Genomic DNA, 16,803 nt, shown 5'->3' with positions numbered 1-16,803 from the left:
GCCCTACGGGTGCTTACGCCGTCCGACGGTAATTGCAGGCGCGGGTTAAATGTAAACGCACGTATCGGGGTCCTGCATTTACCGCCGTGTGCAACCATTGACCGGATGAAGGCCATCACTCTGAACGGATACGGCGGCCCCGACGCGCTGCGGCTCACCGACCTCCCCGACCCGAAGGTCGCACCTGGTGAGGTGCTGATCCGGGTCCGGGCCGCCGGGGTCAACCCGGTCGACTGGAAGCTCGCCGCGGGCGGCCTCGACCCGATCATGGAGACACACTTCCCCCTCGTCCCCGGCTGGGACGTGGCCGGAGTGGTCGAGCGCGTCGGCTTCGACGTCGAGGAGTACGCGCCCGGGGACGAGGTCTTCGGCTACATCCGCAAGGACGCCGCCCAGCTCGGCGCCTACGCCGAATACGTCTCCGCGCACGTGCGCATGCTCGCCCGCAAGCCCGCCGCGCTCTCCTGGGAGCAGGCCGCGGGCCTCCCGCTCGCCGGGCTCACGGCCTACCAGGCCATCAAGCGCGTGGGTGTCGGCACGGGTGACACCGTCCTGGTGCACGCGGCCGCGGGCGGCGTCGGCTCGTTCGCCGTCCAGATCGCGGTGGCGCTCGGCGCCCGCGTGATCGGCACGGCGAGCGCCCACAACCACGACTTCGTACGGGAGTTGGGCGCGGAACCCGTGGCCTACGGTCCCGGACTCGCCGACCGTGTCGCGGAGTCGGCGCCCGAGGGCATCGGCGCGGCCCTCGACTTCGTCGGTGGCGAGGAAGCCGTCGAGACCTCGCTGCGGCTGCTCGACCGGCCCGACCGGTTCGCGTCCATCGTCGAGGCGGAGGCCGCCGAGAAGGGCGGCCACTACGTGTGGGTCCGCCCGGACCCGGCCGATCTCACGGCACTCGCCGACCTCGCCGACGCGGGGAAGCTGACCGTGCCTGTCGCGCGGGTGCTTCCGCTGGCCGAGGCGGCACAGGCCTGGCGGCTCAACGCCGAGGGACACACGCGGGGCAAGCTCGTGCTGTCCGTGGACTGAGCTGCTGCGCCGCGTTGAACCTCGGGGCCTGCGGGCCGCTTACGCGGTGCGGTCCCGCGACTCGTCCGCGTACGGGGCCAGCTCCGCCCGCTTCGGTGCCCGGCCGTCGCCCGACGACCTTCCCGTCAGGCGGCGGCCGATCCACGGCACGAGGTGCTGCTTGGCGAAGCGGGCGTCGGCCACCCGGCGCGCCACCCAGTTCGGCGGGAGCGCGGGCGGCAGCTCGGCGCGCCAGTCGGACTCCGCCTCGTGGCCGAGGCCCTGCCAGATCGCCTCGGCGACCCGGCGGTGACCCTCAGCGGTGAGGTGCAGCCGGTCCACGTCCCACATGCGCTGATCGCCGAGGACCGGCGCCCCGTACAGGTCGACGACGAGGGCGTCGTGCTTCACCGCCAGTTCGTCGATGCAGGTGAACAGCTCCTCCATGCGCGGCCGGAACCGCTCCATCACCGGGCCGTTGCGGCCGGGGCTGCGCATCAGGACGAGCTGCTCGCAGGACGGGGCCAGCGTCTCCACGGCCTGCGTGAGCAGATCGCGGACGCGGACCATGTCGCACTTGGGGCGAAGGGTGTCGTTGAGGCCGCCGACCAGGGTCACGACATCGGCCTTCATCGCGGCGGCGACATCGATCTGCTCGTCGACGATCTGGCCGATGAGCTTGCCGCGCACGGCGAGATTCGCGTAGCGGAAGTCCTCGGTGCGCGCGGCCATCCGGGCGGCGAGGAGATCCGCCCATCCTCGGTAGGAACCGTCCGGCAGCAGGTCCGACATGCCCTCGGTGAAGGAGTCGCCGACCGCGACGAGGCTGGTGTGGTGGGGGTTCGTGTGCATGACTACCCAGATCGTATCCCGAGGCAACGAAGTGGTGGGCGCCGCGGGGCTGGGCAGCGGCGCCCGGCGGCGGTATGCCAGGAGCGCGTACCGGCTCGCCCGGCCGGGCGGGCGCGACGAACGGGGGAGCGGGTCATGTGGAGCATCGGATTCTGGAAGGCCACCGCCGAGCGGGCGATCCGGACGTTCGCGCAGGCGCTCGCGGCGGTGCTGGTCGCGGGCGCGACGAACCTGCTGGACGTCGACTGGGCCGCGGCCCTCGGCACCGCGGGGCTCGCCACGCTGCTCGCGGTCCTCACGGCGGTCGGCACCGCACGCATCGGGCCGCACGGTCCCGGCATCCTGGAGGCCCCGACGCCGGAGCCCGCGGCGCCGCGCCCTCAGCCCAAGAAGCCCACGAGCGACCCGCCCGCCACGCGCACCTGACGGCCCTCGAAGCGGGCCCGCAGCCTGCGGTCGTGGGAGACCACGACGAGCGTGCCCGCGTAGCCGGCCAGCGCCTCGTCCAGGTCCTCCGCGAGCGCGGGCGAGACGTGGTTCGTCGGCTCGTCCAGGAGCAGTAGATCGGCGGGGCGGGTGACCAGGCGGGCCAGATCGAGCCGGCGGCGCTGGCCGACGGAGAGGTCCCGTACCGGCACGGCCAGGTCCTCCTCGCGGAAGAGGCCCAGCGCCAGCAGGGTCCCCGCGTGTTCCTCGGGCAGCCCGCCGAGCCCGCCGAGCCCGCCGAGCCCGCCGAGCCCGCCGAGCCCGCCGAGCCCGCCGAGCCCGCCGAGCCCGCCGAGCCCGCCGAGCCCGCCGAGCCCGGCCGCGAACGCGTCGAGGAGCGGCTGCGCGGTGCCGTCGTGCGCGACCTCCTGCGTCAAGTAGCCGATGCGGGGCGGGCGTTGGACCGTGCCACGGTCCGGCGCGAGGTGCCCGGCGAGCAGGGCGAGCAGCGTCGACTTGCCCGCACCGTTCGGCCCGGTCACCAGGGTGCGCGACCCGGGCTCCAGCACAAGGCGTTCGACCGTGAGCCGTCCCTCGACGGCGACGTCGGTCACCTCCACGGGGCGCAGGAAGGGGTGGTCGCCACCTTCCGGAGCTCCGCCTTCCGGGCCCCCGCCCACCCGGAACCGCAACGGCTCCGGCGGCTTCGGGACCGGGTCGGCGCGCAGCCTCCGCAGCCGCTCCCGCGCGTTGCGGACGACGCCGGAGACCTGGCCCTCCACGGAGCGCTGGTGCTTGGAGAACTTGGCGAACGCGCTGCTGTCCCGCATCCGCCAGCCGCCGGAGAGACGGGCGGAGGTGTCCTCGGCGATCCGCTCCTGCCGGTCCACCTCGTCGGACCACGCCCGGTACCGCTCCTCCCAGCGGCGCCGCGCCGTGCCCCGCTGTTCCAGGTAGCCGTCCCAGCCGTTGCCGTAGCGGGCGACGGAGTGCCGGTCGCCGTCGACCTCGACGATCGCGCCGGCCACCCGGTCGAGGAAGACGCGGTCGTGGGTGACGGCGACGACGGTGCCGCGGTGTGCCCGGAGCCGCTCCTCCAGCCAGCTCAGCGCCTGGTCGTCGAGGTGGTTCGTCGGCTCGTCCAGGAGCAGCAGCTCGGGTCGCGGCGCGAGGACGCAGGCGAGGCCGAGCCGCGCCGCCTCCCCGCCCGACAGGGAGTCGAGCGTGCGCGTGCGCTCCAGGTGCGGGACGCCGAGCCCATGCAGGGCCGCCTCCAGACGGGCGTCGGCGCGGTAGCCGTCGCGCGCCTCGAAGGCCGCCACCAGATCGGCGTACTCGGTCAGCGCGCCGGGCCCGGCCGAACCGAGGGCCGCCTCCGCCTCGGTGATCCGCCGCTCCAGGTCGCGCAGCTCGGCGAGCGCCGCGTCGACGGCATCCTGCACCGTGGCGTCGGGCGGCAGCGGCTGCGTCTGGGCGAGGTAGCCGGTGCCGCCGTCGGCGCCGACCACGACGGAGCCCTCCGAGGGGATCAGCTCGCCCGCGAGCAGCCGCAGCAGCGTCGACTTGCCGGAGCCGTTCTCACCGATGACGCAGGCCTTCTCGCCGGGCCGCACCGACAGCGAGATCCGGTCGAGGACCGGCCGGTCCGGGTACCCGTACGACACGTCCTTCAGGACGAGCTGACTCATGCCTCCCCTTTCCCGGCCCCGCGAGGTTCCTGGCCCCGCGAGGTTCCCGGCCCCCGTGAAGGGCTCACACCGGCTGGCCGAACAGCTCCCGCAGCACGTCCTCCATCGTCACGAGCCCGGCCAGCCGGCCGTCCGCGCCGAGCACCGCCGCGACGTGCGTACGGCTGCCGCGCATCGCGGTCAGCACGTCGTCCAGCGGCGTCGTCTCCCGCACGCGCGCGATGGACCGCATGTCCGGCACCCGGAACGGCAGGTCGCGCGGCATCGCGTCCAGGGCGTCCTTCACGTGGAGGTAGCCGACGATCCGCCGGCCCTCGTCCACCACGGGGAAGCGCGAGAAACCGGACTCGGCGGAGAGCCGCTCCAGCTCCTCGGGCGTGACGCCCACGCGCGCGTAGACGACCTTCTCGATCGGCAGGACGACGTCCTTGACGGGCCGCCGGCCCAGTTCGAGCGCGTCGTGCAGACGCTCCTGCGCGCGGTCGTCGATCAGGCCCGCGGCGGAGGCGTCCTTGACCATGCGGGCCAGCTCGTCGTCCGAGAACGTCGCCGTGACCTCGTCCTTCGCCTCCACGCGGAGCAGCTTGAGCAGCCCGTTCGCGAAGGCGTTGATCGCGAAGATCACCGGGCGCAGGGCGCGCGCGACGGCGACCAGCGGCGGGCCGAGCAGCAGCGCCGAGCGGACCGGCTCGGCGAGCGCGATGTTCTTCGGCACCATCTCGCCGAGCAGCATGTGCAGATACGTCGCCACGGTCAGCGCGATCACGAACGAGATCGGGTGGACCAGGCCGTGCGGCACGCCGACCGCGTCGAACGCGGGCTCCAAAAGATGTGCGATGGCCGGCTCGGCGACGATGCCGAGCACCAGCGTGCACAGCGTGATGCCGAGCTGCGCCGCGGCGAGCAGCGCCGACACGTGCTCAAGACCCCACATGACGCTGCGCGCGCGCCGGTCGCCCTCCTCGGCGTACGGCTCGATCTGGCTGCGGCGCACCGAGATCAGCGCGAACTCGCCGCCCACGAAGAAGGCGTTGACGAACAGCGTCGCCAGGCCGATGAGCAATTGGATCGCGGTCATCGGGCCGCCCCCTTCTCCTGAGAGGCCTTGTCGGCCTTGCTCGCGGCCCTGGCCTTCTCGGCCTTGCCCGCCGCCCTGGCCTTCGCGGCCGTCCGGCCGCTCCTCGTCTCCTCCGCCGTCCCGCTGTCCTCGGTGTCCGGGATCAGCGGCGCATGCAGCAGTACGCGGGCCGCGCGATGCCCGTGCGCGTCCACGACGTCGAGCCGCCACCCGGTGACGTCGACGCTGTCGCCGATGTCCGGGATCCGGCCCAGCTCCGTCGCGACGAGCCCGGCCAGCGTCTCGTACGGTCCGTCGGGCGCGCGCAGTCCGACCCGCGCGAGCTGGTCGGTGCGGGCGGCGCCGTCGGCGGAGTAGAGCGTCCGGCCCTCCGGGTCGGTTCCCGCGGCCGCGATGTCGGGGGTCTCGTGCGGGTCGTGCTCGTCGCGGACCTCGCCGACGACCTCCTCGACGATGTCCTCCAGGGTGGCGACACCGGCCGTGCCGCCGTACTCGTCGATGACCACGGCCATCGTCCGCTTGCCGGAGAGCCGGTCGAGCAGCCGGTCCACGGTCAGCGTCTCCGGCACCAGCAGCGGCTCGCGCAGCAGATCGGTGACGCCCTTGCGGGACCGCTGCTCGTCGGGCACGGCGAGGACGTCCTTGATGTGCACGACGCCGACGACCGAGTCGAGGCTGCCGCGGTAGACGGGGAAGCGGGACAGTCCCGTGGCCCGCGTCGCGTTCGCCACGTCCTCGCAGGTGGCCTGGAGGTCGAGGGCCATGACCTGGACGCGCGGCGTCATCACGTTCTCCGCGGTCAGGTCGGCGAGGTTCAGGGTGCGCACGAACAGCTCGGCGGTGTCCGCCTCCAGCGCGCCCGCCTTCGCGGAGTGCCGGGCGAGCGCCATCAGCTCCTGCGGGCCGCGCGCGGAGGCCAGCTCCTCGGTCGGCTCGATGCCGAAGCGGCGCACGAGCCGGTTCGCGGTGTTGTTGAGGTGCGTGATGAACGGGCGGAACGCGGCGCTGAACCAGCGCTGCGGCGTCGCCACCTTCTTGGCCACGGCCAGCGGCGAGGAGATCGCCCAGTTCTTCGGCACCAGCTCGCCGACGACCATCAGGAACACGGTCGACAGGGCGGTGCCGAGCACCAGGGCGACCGAGGAGGAGGCCCCCTCGGACAGCCCGATGGACCCCAGCGGCCCCGCCAGGAGCTTGGAGATGGACGGCTCGGCGAGCATGCCGACGACCAGGTTGGTGACGGTGATGCCGAGCTGGGCTCCGGAGAGCTGGAAGGTCAGGTTCCGTACGGCCCGCAGGGCGCCGGCCGCGCCGCGCTCACCGCGCTCGACGGCCTCTTCGAGATCGGCGCGCTCGACGGTCGTGAGCGAGAACTCCGCGGCGACGAACGCGCCGCAGGCCAGCGACAGCAGGACTGCGACGGCGAGCAGCAGTACTTCGGTCATCGGGGCGTCACCTCCGTCCCATGATCGGCCAGGGCCGGGACGGATGCGCGCTCGCGGGGGCCGCGCGGGGGGACGGAGCAGGGAGGAGTCCCTGTCGGACTGGGAGGCTCGCCCATGGGCGGACGCTCACACCTTTCGTAGGAGTTCGGATGACTCATCCATGTTAAAGCGTCGGCAAAGGGTGTCGGTCCGTCGTACGGGTGCCCCCGCTCGCGGCCCCGTACGCCCCCGCTCACCGGCCGCCGTCCCCCTCGGCGAGGGAGCGCAGCAGCTCGACGAAGGCCGGCACGAGCGGCGCCGGGGCGGCGGCGGGCAGCAGCACGCCGTAGTCCAGCGTCGGACCGTCCCGGAACGGAACGAAGGCGACGCCGGGCCGGGCGTGGTAGTCGGCGATGCGGGCCGCCACGATCGACGCGCCGAACCCGGCGGCGACCAGCACGGGGATCTCGTACCAGGAGGTGTAGGAGGGGCCGCGGGGGATGGGGCGGCCCATCGGTGTGGTCGGGGGGAAGTGGAAGTCCATCTGGGGTTTCGGATGGTCCCCCTGGAGCCGGAGCAGTGGCACCTCGGCCAGGTCCTCCAGGGACACGGTGTCGGCGTCGGCCATGGGGTGGTCGGCCGGCAGCATCAGCGCGCGACGTTCTTGCAGCAGCACCGGGCCTGCGGCGAGGCCCGGTTCGAACACGGGGAACTCGGTGATCTGCAGCTGGAGTTCACCGCGGTGCAGCGGACCGTAGAGATCGTTGAACTGGATCTCCTGGATCCGTACGGACCAGCCGGGGTGCCGGCCGCGCAGCTCCTGCGCGGCCCGCAGCAACAGTTCTGCGCACCAGGGGCCGGAGTAGCCGACGCGCAGTTCGCCGGCCTCGGTCCGCCCCTCGGCGGCGGTCCGGTCGAGCGCCTGGAGGATGCGTCGGTGGGCCGGGAGCAGCTCGTCGCGCAGTCGTTGGCCGGGAGGGGTGAGCCGCACCGTGCGCGAGGTCCGCTCGAAGAGCTGCACGCCGAGCCGGCGCTCCTGCTTCTTGATGACATGGCTGACCCGGGACGGGGTGATGTGCAGCCGCTCGGCGGTCCGCCCGAAGTGCAGCTCGTCCGCCAACGTCAGAAAGATCTCGATGTCCCGCAGCTCCATCGGCCCCCGCCTCCCCAGTGAGCGTGAACCTAGCGGTCAACTGTGCGGTGACACAATGCGCATTGATGCTTCGGAGGACAACACAGCCTTGCCGAACTCATTGTTGATCACCCGTCGGGCCCGGCGCAGGCTGAGGGCGAGGGGCCCGGACGTCTCCGGGCCTGCGAGCCGGACGAGGGCGGGCCGCGCGGGCGGGTCCGCGAGGGGTGGGCGATGGGACACATCAGCGGCGGTTTCTCCGAGGCGGGGCAGCGCAGGGTCCGTGACCTGCTGGCGCGGCACGTCGAGTCCGGGCGGATTCCCGGCGTGGTCGTGCTCTACAGCCGGGGCGAGGAGACGTACGTCGAGACGCTGGGGACGATGCGTCAGGACGGCGGCGATCCGATGCGCCGGGACACGATCTTCCGGATGGCGTCCACCTCCAAACCGGTCTCGATCGCGGCGGGCATGGTGCTGCTCGACGAGTGTCGGCTGCGCCTCGACGACACGGTCGAGGAGTGGCTGCCGGAACTGTCCGACCGACAGGTGCTGAAGCGGGTCGACGGACCGCTGGACGACACCGTCCCCGCGCGCCGGCCGATCACCGTGCGGGACATCCTGACGTCCACGTTCGGGCTCGGCATGGATATGACCGCGATCGGCACCCCGGTCTTCGGGGCGATCGCCGAGCGGGGGATCATCCCGAACCTCCCGGAGCCGATGCCCGAGCCCGACGAGTGGATGAAGCGCCTGGGCACGCTGCCGCTGATGCATCAGCCCGGAGAGTGCTGGCAGTACCAGATCGCCAGCGACCTGCTCGGCGTGCTGGTCGCCCGGGTCTCGGGGCAGTCGTTCGACACGTTCTTGCGCGAGCGCATCTTCGAGCCGCTCGGCATGAAGGACACCGGCTTCCACGTGCCCGCCCAGGACATGCACCGGCTCCCTCCGCTGTACGCCCCCGATCCGGCCACCGGCGAGTTCCAGGTCTGGGACGAGGCCGAGGGCGGACGCCACAGCGTGCCTCCGGCCTTCCCCGGCGGTGGCGGCGGTCTGAACTCCACCGCCGACGACTACCACGCCTACTTCCGGATGCTGCTGAACGGCGGAGTGCACGGCGGCGAGCGCGTCCTGTCGAAGCCGGCCGTGCGGCTCATGACCACCAACCGCCTCAACTCCGAGCAGCAGGCGGCCCGGACGGCCCTCGCCACCGAGAACGTCCATGTGTCGTTCGGCCAGGCGCAACAGGGCGGCTGGGGCTTCGGCATGGCGGTGCGCACCTACATCGGCGACTACGCGCCGCTCGGCCAGTTCGGCTGGGACGGCGGCAGCGGCACCTCGACCTACGCCGACCCGGTCAACGATGTCACCGGCATCGTCCTCACCCAGGTCGGCGCGTCCGTGGGGCACGCGATCCGGCTGCACAACGACTTCTGGACCACGCTCTATCAGGTGATCGAGGACTGAGGCCGCCACCGAGGGGCCGGCCGCGGGGACGGCCATCGCCTCAGCCTTCGCCCGGCCAAAAGACCTTGGCCGGGCGGAGGCAGCCGTGTTCGAATCCGGGGGTGACTGATCTGAACATGCGCCCCGCGACCCCCGACGACATCGACGCGGTCCTCGCGTTCTGGCGCAAGGCGGCCGAAGGCACGAGCATCTCCGACGACCACGACGGGGTGGCGCGGCTCATCGCCCGCGACGCCGAGGCCCTCATCCTCGCGGAACGCGACGGGCAGCTCGTCGGCACCGTCATCGCCGGCTTCGACGGGTGGCGCTGCTCGGCCTACCGGCTCGCCGTGCACCCCGACCACCGTCGGCAGGGCATCGCGTCGGCGCTCCTGGAAGCGGCCGAACGACGCTTCGCCGCGCTCGGCGGCCGTCGCGTCGACGCCATGGTCCTGGAGTCCAACACGCGGGCGCACGGCGCGTGGTCCGCTTCCGGATACCACCGCGAGGACCACTGGCGCCGCTGGGTGAAGTCGCTGTAGCCCACGCGCCTTTCGCGTACCGGTCTTTGGCGTACCGGCTCTCAGCGCCCCCGCAGCGCCTCGATCACCGGCGCGAGCGCCTCCATGGACGGCTCCAGGACGGTGATGTACGAAAACCCGAACCGCTCGCGGCGCTCCAGCAGTTGCTCGGTGATCTGCTCGACGGTGCCGACGAGCAGCAGCGGGGAGTCGAGGGCCTGCTCCTCGGTGAGCTGCGGCAGATGTTCGAGGAGGGGCCGGACGGCGGCGGGCCGGTCGTCCGTCACCGCCACCATCTGTACGAGCAGGTTGAGTTCGGCGCTCTCCGCTCGGTCGGCGGCGAACTTCCGGTAGGTGGCCACCCGCTCCTGGAGCTCGTCGCCGGTCAGCGGTTCGAGTCCGCCCGCGTTCCCCGCCGGCGCGCGGGCCCCGGTGAACGCGGCGATGTCGGCGTGCTCGGCGGTGATCCGCAGCATCCGGTCGCCGTTGCCGCCGATCAGGAGCGGGGGCTTGGGGCCCTGGTCGGGGGCGGAGAGCAGCCGGTCGAGCTGCGTGACGGTGCGCACCAGGTGGTCGACGCGGCTGCCGGGCGTGCCCCACTCCAGGCCGGCCTGCTCGAACTCCTCGCGTACGTAGCCGGTTCCGAGGCCCAGTTCGAGGCGGCCGCCGGTGAGGGCGACGGTGGTGGTGACCTCGCGGGCGAGCAGCACCGGGTTCCAGAACGCGCAGTTGAGCACGAACGTGCCGACCTTCGGCCGGCTCGTCGCGTCGGCCGCCGCCACGAGCGAGGGGAACGGCGACGGGGCGCCCAGATGGTCGGGCACGAGGATCACGTCGTAACCGATCTCCTCGGCGCGCCGGCACTTGGCGCGCCACGCGTCGTCCGGCGCGGGGGTCACCAGATTGACGCCGAAGCGGAACGGGCGCGCCGCCTGGGAACCTGCCGTACTCATGAACTCTCCTCAGAACGTGGACAGTTGCCGTGCCGACCCTACGTCCGGCCCGCTATTCGTGCGCGATCGCCGCCAGCACGTTCAGCCGCGAGGCCCGCAGCGCCGGCAACAGCGCCGCCGCGAGGCCCACGAGCACCGAGCCGACCACCACCGTGGCGATCGTCGTCCACGGGATCGCCAGCGCCTCCATGCCCTCCAGGGCCAGCACCCGCTGCGCGACCACGCCCCATACGAGCCCGAGCGCGAGCCCGAGCACCGCCCCGAACACGGCGATCACCACCGACTCCAGGCGGATCATGAGCCGCAACTGGCGCCGCGCGAGCCCGATCGCCCGCAGCAGCCCGATCTCCCGCGTGCGTTCCACGACCGAGAGGGCAAGGGTGTTGACCACGCCGAGGACCGCGATGACGATCGCCAGGCCGAGCAGCGCGTACACCAGATACAGGAGCACCGCGATCTGCCCGTGGATCAGCTCCTTGTAGTCGGCGAGGTCGCGCACCTGCACCTGCGGATACGGGTCGAGCGTCTTCTCCAGGCGCTCGCGCAGCACGTCGGGCGAGGTGCCGGAGGAGGCGTTCACGTACACCGCCGAGTCCTGGCCGCCTGGCGCGTACTTCACCAGTGTGGACAGGCCCATCGCGAAGCCGCCGGTCATACCGAAGTCGTTGGCCTCCTGGTCGGTCAGGGCGCCCACGGTCAGCTCGGTGCGCTTCCCGCCGGCGAACTCCACGGGCAGGACGCTGCCGATCCGCGCCCCGTGCTCGTCCGCGAACTCCTTCTGCAGCAGCAGATGCCGGGGTGCCAGGCCCGTGGCGCTGCTGCCCCGCGCGTACGTGACGTGCGCGACCTCGTCGACCCGCCGGTCCCACCCGGCAGCCGTCGTCTTCACCCGCTTCCCGTCCGGCATGCGCACGGCGAGCGCGCTGAACCGCTGGCGCACCACCAGACCCACGCCGTCCGTCGCCCGTATCTTCCGGGTGACCTCCTGCGAGAACGGCATGAAGTTGGCGTTCTGCACGGTGAAGTCGGCGCCCAGCGTCTTGTCGATCTGCTCGTCGAACGACTTGCTCATGGACGCGCTCGCCACGGACATCCCCGCCACGAGGGCAAGGCCCACCATCAGGGCGGCGGCGGTGGCTCCGGTGCGGCGCGGGTTGCGCAGCGCGTTGCGCTGGCTCATCCGGCCGATCGAACCGAACACGGCGGGGAACGCGCCGCCGAGGACCCGGATCACGGGCCGTACGAGCAGGGGCCCCGCGACGACCGTCGCGAGCAGCGTGAGGACGATGCCGAGGCCGAGCAGCGAGGACGCGGGCCCCGTCTCGTCCGCCATCCAGCAGCCGATCAGGGCCGCGGCGCCGGCCGCGCCGATCACCGAGCCCACCAGTGCCCGCACCTTCAACGGCCGCCCCACACCCGCGATCTCGGCGTCGGCGAGCGCGGCCATCGGGGAGACGCGGGCCGCGCGCCGCGACGGCAGATACGCGGCCACGAACGTGACCCCGACGCCGACCACGAACGAAATCACGGGAGTGGTCCAACCCACCGCCATTTCCGTGGACTTGATGTTCATGCCGAAGACGCTCATCACCTTGATGAGCCCGACGGCGAGCCCCACGCCGAGGGCGAACCCGGCCGCCGAACCGACGAGCCCGAGCAGTAACGCCTCCGTCAGGACGGAGCGCCGCACCTGCCGGCGGTCCGCACCGAGCGCCCGCAGCAGTCCCAACTCCCGGGTCCGCTGGGCGATCAGCATCGAGAACGTATTCACGATGAGGAACACGCCGACCAGGACGGCGATGCCAGCGAAGGCGAGCATCACGTACTTGATGACGTCGAGGAACCCGCCCAGGTCGTCCGTGGCCGACTTCGCGTCCTCGTCGGCCGTCTTCAACTCGTAGGCGCCGCCCAGCTCTTGGCCGATCCGCCGCTTGAGGGTCGTGTCGGCGACGCCCGGCGCCGCGTCCACCGCGATGCTCGACGCACGCCCGGTGCCGCCGAGCAGCCTGCGCTGCGCGGTGCCCGTGTCCAGGAAGACGAGGGCCGCGCCCGGGTTCGTCGTACGGAACGTGGCGATGCCCACGACCTCGACCTTGAACGAACCGGGCTCGGCGAGGACGGTGAGCGGGTCCCCGATGCCCACGTGCTTCTTGTCGGCGGTGTCCGCGTCGAGCAGCGCCTGGCGGGGGCCGCGCGGCGCGTGCCCCGATGTGAGGCGCAGCGGACTGCGGTCCGTGGGCTCCCAGTTGGTGGCGATCGTGGGCGCACCGGTGGTCGGTCCGACCGACTTGTTGTGCCGGTCGACGACGGTGATGTTCTCGACCCCGGCGTCGATGTGCGTGGCGGCCACGCCGTCGACCCGGTCGATCCGCCCGGCCAGCGAGGCGGGCACCGTACGCACCGTGCCCGACGGCACGGACTCGTCGAAGTCGTCCTCCTGGGGTCCCACCCGCACGTCCGCCGACGTCGACGCGAAGAGCCGGTCGAAGGTGCGCGACACGGTGTCGGAGAAGATCAGGCTGCCCGCGACGAACGCCACCGACAGGACGACGGCGAGTGCGGACAGGACGAGGCGCCCCTTGTGCGCCAGGAAGCTCCGTAAGGTCGCTTTCAGCATGGCTAACCCCGGGGGCCGGGCTTCTCGGCGACAACCTGGCGCACGACGTCGAACTGTTTCATGCGCTCCAGGACGGACTCCGCGGTCGGTTCCCGCATCTCGTCCACGACGCGGCCGTCACCGAGGAAGAGGACCAGGTCGGCGTGGGCGGCGGCGCCCGGGTCGTGGGTCACCATGACCACGGTCTGACCCAGCTCGTCGACCGACTGGCGCAGGAATCCGAGCACTTCGAGCCCGGCCCGCGAGTCCAGGTTCCCCGTCGGCTCGTCCGCGAAGATCAGCTCGGGGCGCGCGGCGAGCGCCCGCGCGCACGCGACGCGCTGCTGCTGCCCGCCGGAGAGCTGAGCGGGGCGGTGCTTCAGCCGGTCCCGCAGGCCGAGCGTGTCGATGACCTGCTCCAGCCACTTCTCGTCCGGGTCCTTGCCCGCGATGTCCATCGGCAGCGTGATGTTCTCCGCCGCGTTCAGCGTGGGGATCAGGTTGAAGGACTGGAACATGAAACCGATGCGGTCGCGCCGCAGTCGCGTCAGTTCGCGCTCCTTCAGTCCCGTGATCTCCGTTTCCCCCAGCCACACCTGTCCCGCCGAGACGGTGTCGAGGCCCGCCAGGCAGTGCATCAGCGTGGATTTGCCCGAGCCCGAAGGGCCCATCACGGCCGTGTACCGGCCGCGCGCGATGTCCACGTCGACCGCGTCGAGAGCGAGCACCTGCGTCTCGCCGGAGCCGTACGCCTTCGTCAGGCCCCTGGCCCGCGCGGCGACGGCGGTCTCCTTGGCCACACCCGTTCCCCCCACCCCAACTCCCTTACCTAGTAAGCCAGTTGTGCATCGGGCTTCGAGGCTCGATATCGGGTCCGAGGATAGCCGGTTGCTCTGACAACGGGTCTCAGAGCGCGTCGGCGCCGCTCACCTTCCAGCCGTCGGAGGTGCGGCTCATGGTCATCCGGACCCGGTTGAGGTCCACGAGATCCGCGTGCTGCGGGTCGACGTCGTCTTGCGGTACTCGCCGCCGAAATCGCCGGTCTGTGCGTTCAGGTCGACGATCAACCGGCTGATGCAGGCGATCCGTACGGGGGCGAGGCCGGAGGGCTCCAACCGGCCCACGAGGGAGGGGCGGGCGATCCGTCGCGGCGGGGGCGGACTTCTTTCGGGCAGGTGCGGGTGACTGTGGTGGGTTGCTCCCAAGCGCAGGCAACGACACCGTCACTCTCAGCACCGAAACGGACGGCAGCGCCACCGTCGGCAACCACCGCGTAGGACCCTCCTCGGTGGAACCCGAACGCTCCGGACCCGGCTCCGTGCGCACGGGCGACGCGGCGCCCCGGTGCTGCGCGTCCCGCTCCTCGCGCACACGGGGAATCGCGGAACCGGAACCCGCATCGCCCACCGGCCGCACATCCCCCGTGTTCGCCCCGGCCACCCGCGACTCGGTCACCCGCGGCTCAGCGGCCCCGTGCTCCGCGGCGTCCGGCGCCACGAACCCCGCCACCACAAGCCCCGCCGTCGCGGACGACACCGCGACGGCCTGCGCGGGCCCGCTCGCGACGAGCTTCCCGCGGCCCCACAGGAAGAGGGCGAGCCCCAGCGTCTCCGCCAAGGTGCGGCGGGCCCGCGCCAGCAGCGATTCGACGGTCCGATAGCCGAGCCGCATCCGCAGGGCGACCTCTCCCACGTCGAGGCCCTCGGCCTTCAGCCGCAGCGCCTCCGCCTGGCGCTCGGGCAGCCGGGCGCTGCGGGCCGCCAGCCAGCGCGCCTCGTCCCGGTCGCACACGGCCTCCTCGACGGGCACGGGGCCCGGGACCGTCAGCGTCGGGCTGCGGTGCACCTCGGCCTCCCGCATGACCTGCCGGTGCCGGTCGACGCACAGCCGCATTGTCACCGTCGTGAGCCAGCCGCCGAGCCGCTCGTCGTCCAGGCCAGGACGCTCCGCCGCGCGCAGCATCGCCTCGTGCACCGCGTCCTCGGCGTCCTCCGGGGTGACGGATCCGCGCCGGGCGACCCTGAGCAGCTCCTCCCGGTGGCTCCACACGCGCAGCCAGCGCTCGGGGTACGTGCCACGGGCCGAGGCCGCGGCGGCATTCGGTGTGTCCGGCATGTCCATCGGCATGAGGGCCCCTTCGCGCTCATCCGCATGTCCTGTCCCGTCCGGCCCGCGAGAGTACAGCCGTAGATCAAAGGTGTGGAGAGGCGCAGACGATCGATCGTCCGCACCTTGCCGGTGCTAGCACATCGGCGCTAGCTTGGAGGCATGGCCAAGACGCAGCTGAACGTCAGGGTGGAAGAGGGCACCGCCCGCGCCGCCCGCGAGCGCGCGCTCGCCCAAGGGGTGAGCGTGAACCGGTACATCGAGGAGCTGGTGCGGCGTGACGCCGGCGAGCAGGGGCGGACGTTCGTCGACGCCGCCGCCGACTTCATGAAGCAGTACGAGTCGGTGTTCGCCGAGGAGTTCGGCTCGGACACCGAAGGCCGGCGCCGTCCCGTTGAGTGATTCGTCGAATGAACCGCTGAACGAACCGCCGCATCTCACCATCGACCTCGCCTGGCTGCTCATGGTCGCGGAGCAGAAGACCCCCGGTGATCCGCAGGTCACCGACTGGGGCGCCCTCGTGGGCGCCGTCGCCCGCCACCGGGCCGCGATCTTCGACGTGCCGGTCTACGACTCGGCGCACGCGCGCGCCGCGTCGCTTCTCCAACTCCTCATCCATGTACCGGCGTTGGAGCGTTCGAACGCGATGTACGCGACGGCTGTCGCCTACGCGTACCTCGTCGCCAGCGGGCTGAAGATCGTCACGTCGCCCGAGCAGATCCGCGATCTGGCGCGCCTGGTGAAGACGGGCACGGCGACGGTCCACGACATCGAGAAGGAACTCCGCACCTGGAGCCTGTGAGGCGGCCCGGAGCCCGTGCGGCTACGCCTGGTCCCCGTCGCGTGCGGGCCGCCTGGCTGTGCCGAGCACGCAGTACGACATCGGCTGCCGGGGCCCGTGCCCCGGCATGGTCAGCGCCCGGTGGTCGCCGAGCTCGAAGCCGGCCGCGCGCAGCGAGCCGAGGGCGTCCCGCCGCAGGTGGCAGCCGCCGACGCAGAGCGGCCACAGAGTCCGGTCGAGGGCGCCCTGGACGAGGCGCATGCCGCGCCCCGGAGCCCGCACATGTTCGAAGAACCGCACCTCACCGCCCGGCCGCAGCACGCGCCACACCTCGCCCAGGGAGCGTTCCACGTTCCGTACGCTGCACAGGACGGTGCTGAGCACCACGGCGTCGTACGCCTCGCTCTTCACGGGCAGTGCCTCCGCGGCGCCCGGAACCACGTCGACCGGCACGTCCACGCGCTGCGCCGCGTCGACGGCGATCCGGCGCAGGGAGCGCTCGGGTTCGATGGCGACGACCTCGGAGACGGTGGTCGGATAGTGCCCGAAGCCGATGCCGGTCCCGGCGCCGATCTCCAGTACGCGTCCGGAGAGCCCGGCGACGAGCTCCCTCCGTATGGGGGCCATGACGGGCTCGACCCGCTCGACGACCTGCGCGTAATACCGGGCGAACACGGGATGCCGCACGGCGTCCCGCCCACCGCGCCGGGCCGCTTTGCCGACCAACGATGCCTTGTCCACGACGGGGCCTCCTTCACTGGGCGCGCCCCCCACCTCCAGTCTTCCCCGCCG

General features: G+C 72.3%; 16 protein-coding genes. 6 read left to right on the top strand and 10 right to left on the bottom strand.

The genetic code is table 11. The annotated features are described in order from the left end of the window. Positions 1-105 precede the first annotated feature (105 nt). The gene (locus OHA73_RS08810) at positions 106-1,032 is read left to right on the top strand and encodes an NADP-dependent oxidoreductase (protein ID WP_327654755.1); all 927 of its coding nucleotides are present in this window, start codon (positions 106-108) and stop codon (positions 1,030-1,032) included. Positions 1,033-1,071: 39 nt separating this feature from the next. Here the strand turns inward: OHA73_RS08810 and OHA73_RS08805 are convergent, their stop codons facing one another. After that, the gene (locus OHA73_RS08805; protein ID WP_327654754.1) at positions 1,072-1,863 is read right to left on the bottom strand and encodes an SGNH/GDSL hydrolase family protein; all 792 of its coding nucleotides are present in this window, start codon (positions 1,861-1,863) and stop codon (positions 1,072-1,074) included. A gap of 135 nt (positions 1,864-1,998) precedes the next feature. On the opposite strand from OHA73_RS08805, the gene OHA73_RS08800 reads away from it, so the two are divergent. Then, the gene (locus tag OHA73_RS08800) at positions 1,999-2,289 is read left to right on the top strand and encodes a holin (protein ID WP_327654753.1); all 291 of its coding nucleotides are present in this window, start codon (positions 1,999-2,001) and stop codon (positions 2,287-2,289) included. On the opposite strand, the gene OHA73_RS08795 is transcribed toward OHA73_RS08800, so the two are convergent. The 4 genes from OHA73_RS08795 to OHA73_RS08780 all read right to left on the bottom strand — a co-directional run bounded on the left by OHA73_RS08795 (position 2,244) and on the right by OHA73_RS08780 (position 7,632). Continuing rightward, on the bottom strand, positions 2,244-3,977 hold the full coding sequence (locus OHA73_RS08795; protein WP_327654752.1) for an ABC-F family ATP-binding cassette domain-containing protein: 1,734 nt from the start codon (positions 3,975-3,977) through the stop codon (positions 2,244-2,246). The genes OHA73_RS08800 and OHA73_RS08795 overlap by 46 nt on opposite strands. A 64-nt stretch (positions 3,978-4,041) precedes the next feature. Continuing rightward, complete coding sequence (locus OHA73_RS08790) at positions 4,042-5,055, bottom strand: hemolysin family protein (protein WP_266722270.1); 1,014 nt, start codon at positions 5,053-5,055, stop codon at positions 4,042-4,044. Continuing rightward, entirely contained in the window at positions 5,052-6,500 is a 1,449-nt protein-coding gene (locus OHA73_RS08785) for a hemolysin family protein (protein WP_327654751.1), read from the bottom strand. Before OHA73_RS08785 ends, OHA73_RS08790 begins: the two co-directional genes overlap by 4 nt. A 232-nt stretch (positions 6,501-6,732) precedes the next feature. Then, complete coding sequence (locus OHA73_RS08780) at positions 6,733-7,632, bottom strand: LysR family transcriptional regulator (protein ID WP_327654750.1); 900 nt, start codon at positions 7,630-7,632, stop codon at positions 6,733-6,735. A gap of 213 nt (positions 7,633-7,845) precedes the next feature. Here OHA73_RS08780 and OHA73_RS08775 point away from each other — a divergent pair, with 213 nt between their 5' ends. Then, a complete protein-coding gene (locus OHA73_RS08775; protein WP_327654749.1) occupies positions 7,846-9,075 on the top strand; it encodes a serine hydrolase domain-containing protein in 1,230 nt (409 codons plus the stop codon). 101 nt (positions 9,076-9,176) lie between these two features. Next, positions 9,177-9,596 carry a GNAT family N-acetyltransferase gene (locus tag OHA73_RS08770; RefSeq protein WP_327654748.1) on the top strand — a complete coding sequence of 140 codons (420 nt, stop codon included), beginning with the start codon at positions 9,177-9,179 and terminating at the stop codon, positions 9,594-9,596. 41 nt (positions 9,597-9,637) lie between these two features. On the opposite strand, the gene OHA73_RS08765 is transcribed toward OHA73_RS08770, so the two are convergent. The 4 genes from OHA73_RS08765 to OHA73_RS08750 all read right to left on the bottom strand — a co-directional run bounded on the left by OHA73_RS08765 (position 9,638) and on the right by OHA73_RS08750 (position 15,251). Next, positions 9,638-10,528, bottom strand: coding sequence for an LLM class F420-dependent oxidoreductase (locus OHA73_RS08765; protein ID WP_327654747.1), 891 nt, complete (start codon positions 10,526-10,528; stop codon positions 9,638-9,640). Positions 10,529-10,580: 52 nt separating this feature from the next. Further along, positions 10,581-13,145 (bottom strand): ABC transporter permease, encoded by a 2,565-nt coding sequence (locus OHA73_RS08760; RefSeq protein WP_327654746.1) that lies wholly within the window; start codon positions 13,143-13,145, stop codon positions 10,581-10,583. A 2-nt stretch (positions 13,146-13,147) separates the two neighbouring features. Next, on the bottom strand, positions 13,148-13,924 hold the full coding sequence (locus OHA73_RS08755; protein ID WP_266722284.1) for an ABC transporter ATP-binding protein: 777 nt from the start codon (positions 13,922-13,924) through the stop codon (positions 13,148-13,150). A 106-nt stretch (positions 13,925-14,030) separates the two neighbouring features. Further along, the gene (locus tag OHA73_RS08750; protein ID WP_327654745.1) at positions 14,031-15,251 is read right to left on the bottom strand and encodes an RNA polymerase sigma factor; all 1,221 of its coding nucleotides are present in this window, start codon (positions 15,249-15,251) and stop codon (positions 14,031-14,033) included. Positions 15,252-15,392: 141 nt separating this feature from the next. Here OHA73_RS08750 and OHA73_RS08745 point away from each other — a divergent pair, with 141 nt between their 5' ends. Further along, positions 15,393-15,632: a toxin-antitoxin system HicB family antitoxin gene (locus tag OHA73_RS08745; protein ID WP_266722288.1), complete on the top strand. Its 240-nt coding sequence runs from the start codon at positions 15,393-15,395 to the stop codon at positions 15,630-15,632. A 61-nt stretch (positions 15,633-15,693) separates the two neighbouring features. Further along, complete coding sequence (locus OHA73_RS08740; protein WP_266725634.1) at positions 15,694-16,032, top strand: fic family toxin-antitoxin system, toxin component; 339 nt, start codon at positions 15,694-15,696, stop codon at positions 16,030-16,032. A 21-nt stretch (positions 16,033-16,053) separates the two neighbouring features. On the opposite strand, the gene OHA73_RS08735 is transcribed toward OHA73_RS08740, so the two are convergent. After that, on the bottom strand, positions 16,054-16,752 hold the full coding sequence (locus tag OHA73_RS08735) for a class I SAM-dependent methyltransferase (RefSeq protein WP_327654744.1): 699 nt from the start codon (positions 16,750-16,752) through the stop codon (positions 16,054-16,056). Positions 16,753-16,803 lie beyond the last annotated feature (51 nt).

The sequence above is a fragment of the Streptomyces sp. NBC_00483 genome (assembly GCF_036013745.1).
Taxonomy (GTDB): Bacteria; Actinomycetota; Actinomycetes; order Streptomycetales; family Streptomycetaceae; genus Streptomyces.
Note: the sequence above shows the minus strand (reverse complement) of the source record. Positions and strands in the feature narration are given on the sequence as shown.